Origin of the sequence: Bradyrhizobium sp. (assembly GCF_035701725.1) — a bacterium.
In the GTDB taxonomy this organism is placed as follows: domain Bacteria; phylum Pseudomonadota; class Alphaproteobacteria; order Rhizobiales; family Xanthobacteraceae; genus Bradyrhizobium.
Genome location: NZ_DASSRP010000333.1, coordinates 1 through 3982, shown reverse-complemented (window position 1 = coordinate 3982; position 3982 = coordinate 1). Strand labels below are relative to the sequence as shown.

The 3982-nt window shown below is 63.1% G+C and carries 5 protein-coding genes and 1 pseudogene; 3 read left to right on the top strand and 3 right to left on the bottom strand.

From position 1 onward, the window contains the following. On the top strand, nucleotides 1-139 hold a 139-nt coding region (gene rpmE / locus VFL62_RS20045), incomplete at its 5' end, for a 50S ribosomal protein L31 (RefSeq protein WP_325174122.1). Between the two features lie 73 nt (nucleotides 140-212). On the opposite strand, the gene VFL62_RS20040 is transcribed toward rpmE, so the two are convergent. The 3 genes from VFL62_RS20040 to VFL62_RS20030 form a co-directional block, all read right to left on the bottom strand. Next, nucleotides 213-1061, bottom strand: a complete 849-nt coding sequence (locus VFL62_RS20040; RefSeq protein ID WP_325174121.1) for an EamA family transporter — start codon at nucleotides 1059-1061, stop codon at nucleotides 213-215. A gap of 3 nt (nucleotides 1062-1064) precedes the next feature. Further along, nucleotides 1065-1577 (bottom strand): DUF1465 family protein, encoded by a 513-nt coding sequence (locus tag VFL62_RS20035; protein WP_325174120.1) that lies wholly within the window; start codon nucleotides 1575-1577, stop codon nucleotides 1065-1067. 524 nt (nucleotides 1578-2101) lie between these two features. Then, on the bottom strand, nucleotides 2102-2293 hold the full coding sequence (locus VFL62_RS20030) for a DUF1192 domain-containing protein (protein ID WP_325174119.1): 192 nt from the start codon (nucleotides 2291-2293) through the stop codon (nucleotides 2102-2104). Nucleotides 2294-2401: 108 nt separating this feature from the next. Here VFL62_RS20030 and VFL62_RS20025 point away from each other — a divergent pair, with 108 nt between their 5' ends. Continuing rightward, nucleotides 2402-3400 (top strand): NAD(P)H-quinone oxidoreductase, encoded by a 999-nt coding sequence (locus VFL62_RS20025; protein ID WP_325174118.1) that lies wholly within the window; start codon nucleotides 2402-2404, stop codon nucleotides 3398-3400. A gap of 119 nt (nucleotides 3401-3519) precedes the next feature. After that, nucleotides 3520-3982 (top strand): annotated as a pseudogene (locus VFL62_RS20020) (sensor domain-containing phosphodiesterase); the annotation flags it as partial.

The window sequence follows — 3982 nt, the reverse complement described above, 5'->3', positions numbered from 1 at the left end:
GGAAGGCGATAAGCTGAACCTCGATATCGACCCCAAGTCGCACCCGGCCTGGACCGGCGGCGCCCAGCAGCTGATGGATCGCGGCGGCCGCGTTTCCCGGTTCCAGAAGAAGTTTTCCGGCTTCCTCAAGAAGGACTAAGCCTCGCGCGCTTTCGCGCCAGCACGAACGCCCCCGACCGCTCGGGGGCGTTTTGCTTTGTCAGCTTACGCAATCAGGTCCTCCAACCCACGCAGACCGCGCCCAGCGCGATGATGCAGCATGCGGCGAGGCGCAAGCCGGTGAGGCGCTCGCCAAGAAAGGCCGCCCCGAGCAAAGCCGCGAACACCACACTGGTTTCGCGCAGGGCCGACACGGCCCCCATCGCGTTTTCCTGCATCGCCCAGATGATGACGCCATAGGCGGCAAGTGAGATCAACGCACCGATCGCGGCCTTCGCCATTTCGGACACTGGCATTACGAAGGCGGCTCGCCCCCGCCGCGCAAAAACCCAAAGCGGCATCGCGAGGAAAAAGACGAAGATGCCACCGGTATAGGCGACCAAGTTGCCAGCGGCGCGCACGCCAAGCCCGTCGACCACGCTGTAGGCGGCGATGCTGACTCCGGTCGCGAGCGCATCCGGCAGGTTCGAAAGATGCAGAGGAGCCCGGCCTGTTCCCGCCCGCGATGCGGCCAGCAGAAAAATCCCCGAGCAGACAAGACCGACGCCAAGGATTCCAAGCGGACTCATCCATTCGCCGGCCAGTACGCTGCCACCCAGCGTAATGAGTGCGGGCGAAGTGCCGCGCGCAACCGGATAGGTCTCGCCGAGATCGCCGCTGCGATACATCCGCACCAACAGCGCGTTATAACAAAGGTGAATAGCGCCCGAGGCGACAACGTAGCCTGTGGCGGCCCACGGCACGCCTGCCATCGCCATCATCAGAAAACCGGCGAAGCCAAGCGTAATGCTCATCACCAGCATCGACTGGAGGCGATCCGCGCCGCCGCGCAACAGCGCGTTCCAGCCGGCATGCAGCAGCGCCGCAGACAGCACCAGCAGGATCGAGAGAGGAGAAAGCAACGCTTATTGTTCGAACGCAGCCTTGAGGCGATTGAGCTGCGGCACCAGGGGATTGCCAATTGGCGCGCGCTCGACCGGAGCGGCATGGATGGTCGCGTCGAGCCGGCGGACCTTGCCTTGCAGCGCCATCGAGCGGGCGATCAAGTCCTGCAAATGCTCCGGCAGCTTTTCGATCATCTCGTTCGGACCCGGATCGGTGGCGGAGAGCTTGACCTTGGTCTTTTCGCGGTTGGCCTGGGTCAAGGTCATCTCGCCTTCCTTGACCGCACGGTGCAGCAACAGCCAGGAGGCCAGCTGCATCAGGCGCGTCGTCAGCCGCATGCTTTCGGTGGCGTAGGTCAGGCTGACGGAACGCTCCAGCGCCTTGGCCTCGGTACGGCCGGCGCCATCGAGATAGGCGGCGGTCTCCTCGACCAGATCCATGCCTTCGCGAAACAAGGTGCCGAACGCTGCCGAATTGGTCAGCCGCTCGCTGAACTGGACAAGCGGGGTTTCGCCTTGCGACCGATCCGACATCTAAAACGCCTCACGCAACAGTTCACCGCCGGCCTCTGGTGCCACTGGAAGGGCCGGAAAATTATGATGAACAAATCATTGCGCAGGCGGGCACGTTAGTCCAGCCGCAACCCGAATTATGGTTTCCAGCGCCCTCCGCGGCTTGCCGCGGACGTTGCACGAATTTCTCGCAAAGCGCGGCTATGTGATGGAAAACGCGCAAAAAAAGAGCCGCCGTTGCCGGCGGCTTTTAAGTTGATAACAGGGAGGCGTCAAACAGAGTGGACAGGAGCCACTCGGTGTCCAAAGAGGACAGCGTAGTCATAGCTGGGAAAGCTTAATCGACCGTAAACGAGCGAATTTTTTTAGGCTTTGTTTGCCATATCGGCCATTGGCCGAGTGACGCTCTGTTCCCCGGACGCACCGCGGTACGCAGTGCCGCCGTGCTGATCCGGGGGCCCACTTTCGTTTCGCCTCGGTAAATCTCGGGTCCCGGCGCTGCGGCGCATCGCCGAGGCGCTGCACCGCGTCCGGGACACGTCACCTCACGACTTGAAAAAGCTGTTGGCCGCTTCCTTGGAGGCGCGCTTCTTCGTCACCGCTCCCTGCAACCGTTCGACTTCGGCGGTCAGCAGCGCAATCCGTTCGTTGAGTTCTTCGACAGACAGCAACGAGAGATCCTGCCCCATCTCGTGGGTGATTTTCTTTCGCGGCCGGTCATCGTCTTCGGTTGCCATGCGCGTTGCTCCTCATTGAGGGTGTTGCGGTGACCGGTTGCCAGCTCGCACACCGCTGGCTAATCAGGCGTCTCGTACAGCTATCTAGCCCTTGCCTAAGGACAAATCATGGAAAAAATCCCCGCGCAGATGACCGTCGTCGCCATCAGCAAGCCCGGCGGTCCGGAGGTGCTTATCCCCGAGACCCGGCCGGTTCCTACGCCGGGCGCAGACGAGATCCTGGTCAAGGTGATGGCGGCCGGCGTCAACCGGCCCGACGTGGCGCAACGCTCCGGCGCTTACCCGCCGCCGCCCGGCGCCAGCGATTTGCCGGGTCTCGAAATCGCGGGCGAAGTGGCCGCGCTCGGCAGCGCAGCGCGCCGGCACAAGATCGGCGACAAGGTGATGTCGCTGGTGGCGGGTGGCGGCTACGCGCAATATTGCATCGCGCAAGATGCGCAGGCGATGACGATCCCCGCCTCGCTCTCGATCCTCGAGGCCGGCGCGACGCCGGAAACCTTGATGACGGTCTGGCACAACGTGTTCGAGCGCGGCGGGCTCAAGGCCGGCGAAAGCATTCTCGTTCACGGCGGCTCGTCCGGCATCGGCACCATGGCGATCCAGCTCGCGAAAGCCTTCGGCGCCAAGGTGATCGTCACCGTCGGATCGAAAGACAAGGCGGAGGCCTGCATCAAGCTCGGTGCCGACCACGCCATCAACTACAAGACCGATGACTTCGTTGCCGCCGCCAAATCGATGACCGAGGGCAAAGGCCCCGACGTCATTCTCGACATGGTCGGTGGCGACTACGTCGAGCGTAACTATGATGCCGCTGCAACCGACGGTCGTATCGTGCAGATCGCAACGCTCGGTGGCGCCAAGGTCACCACCAATGTCGCCAAGCTCATGGTGAAGCGGTTGCACCACACGGGTTCGACACTGCGGCCCCGTAGTAATGCGGACAAGGCGGCGATGGTCGCCGCGATCGAGGCCAAAGTGATGCCGCTATTGCGGGAAGGCCGGATCAAGCCCCTAATGGACAGCACTTTCCCGCTGGAAAAGGCGGCCGATGCGCACCGGCGCATGGAGACCAGCGCACATATTGGCAAAATTGTGTTGGAGCTTTAACGCTCGCAGCCGATCGCGGGGTTGAAACCCTTTGATTCCCTTCGCATTCGTGTCATCTATCCGGGCGCGCCGGGCGATGCTGTTCGCCCACCGATGGTGTTGACCGCGGAGAACCGACATTGCGTCTGATCAGGTGCCTGGCAGCGTTCCTGCTGGGCCTCATGATTGTTGCGGCCGCGCCGGCGTGGGCGATCGACGCAGTGAGCGTTCGCGGTGACGTGTCCGCGATCGACCTGACCGCGGTGCTCGAGCATCAGCATAGTGATACCGATCGCATCCAGGTCTCGACTGCGCCCGGCACCGACGGCATCGTTCGCCGCATCGAAGTGCGGGCCCGCGAAGGCGGCCAGAACTGGGTGGTGTTTGCGCTCGCCAACAACACCGATGACCAGCTCGATCGTCTGATCGTCGCGCCGCATTATCGTATCGTCTCGTCCGGGTTGCTGTGGCCCGATCTCGGCCTGTCGCGCATCGCGACCATCACGCCGTCGACCGGTGACCGGCCGGAGCGGCAGGAGAGCGCGACCGCCGACATCTTCCGCATCACGCTCGATCCGGGTTCGGTCGTCACTTACGTGGCAG

Bases quoted from the DNA above. Each gene is read 5' to 3' on its own strand.
- VFL62_RS20035 (WP_325174120.1), bottom strand. From the start codon at position 1,577: ATGTCGGATCGGTCGCAAGGCGAAACCCCGCTTGTCCAGTTCAGCGAG.
- VFL62_RS20025 (WP_325174118.1), top strand. From the start codon at position 2,402: ATGGAAAAAATCCCCGCGCAGATGACCGTCGTCGCCATCAGCAAGCCC.
- VFL62_RS20030 (WP_325174119.1), bottom strand. From the start codon at position 2,293: ATGGCAACCGAAGACGATGACCGGCCGCGAAAGAAAATCACCCACGAG.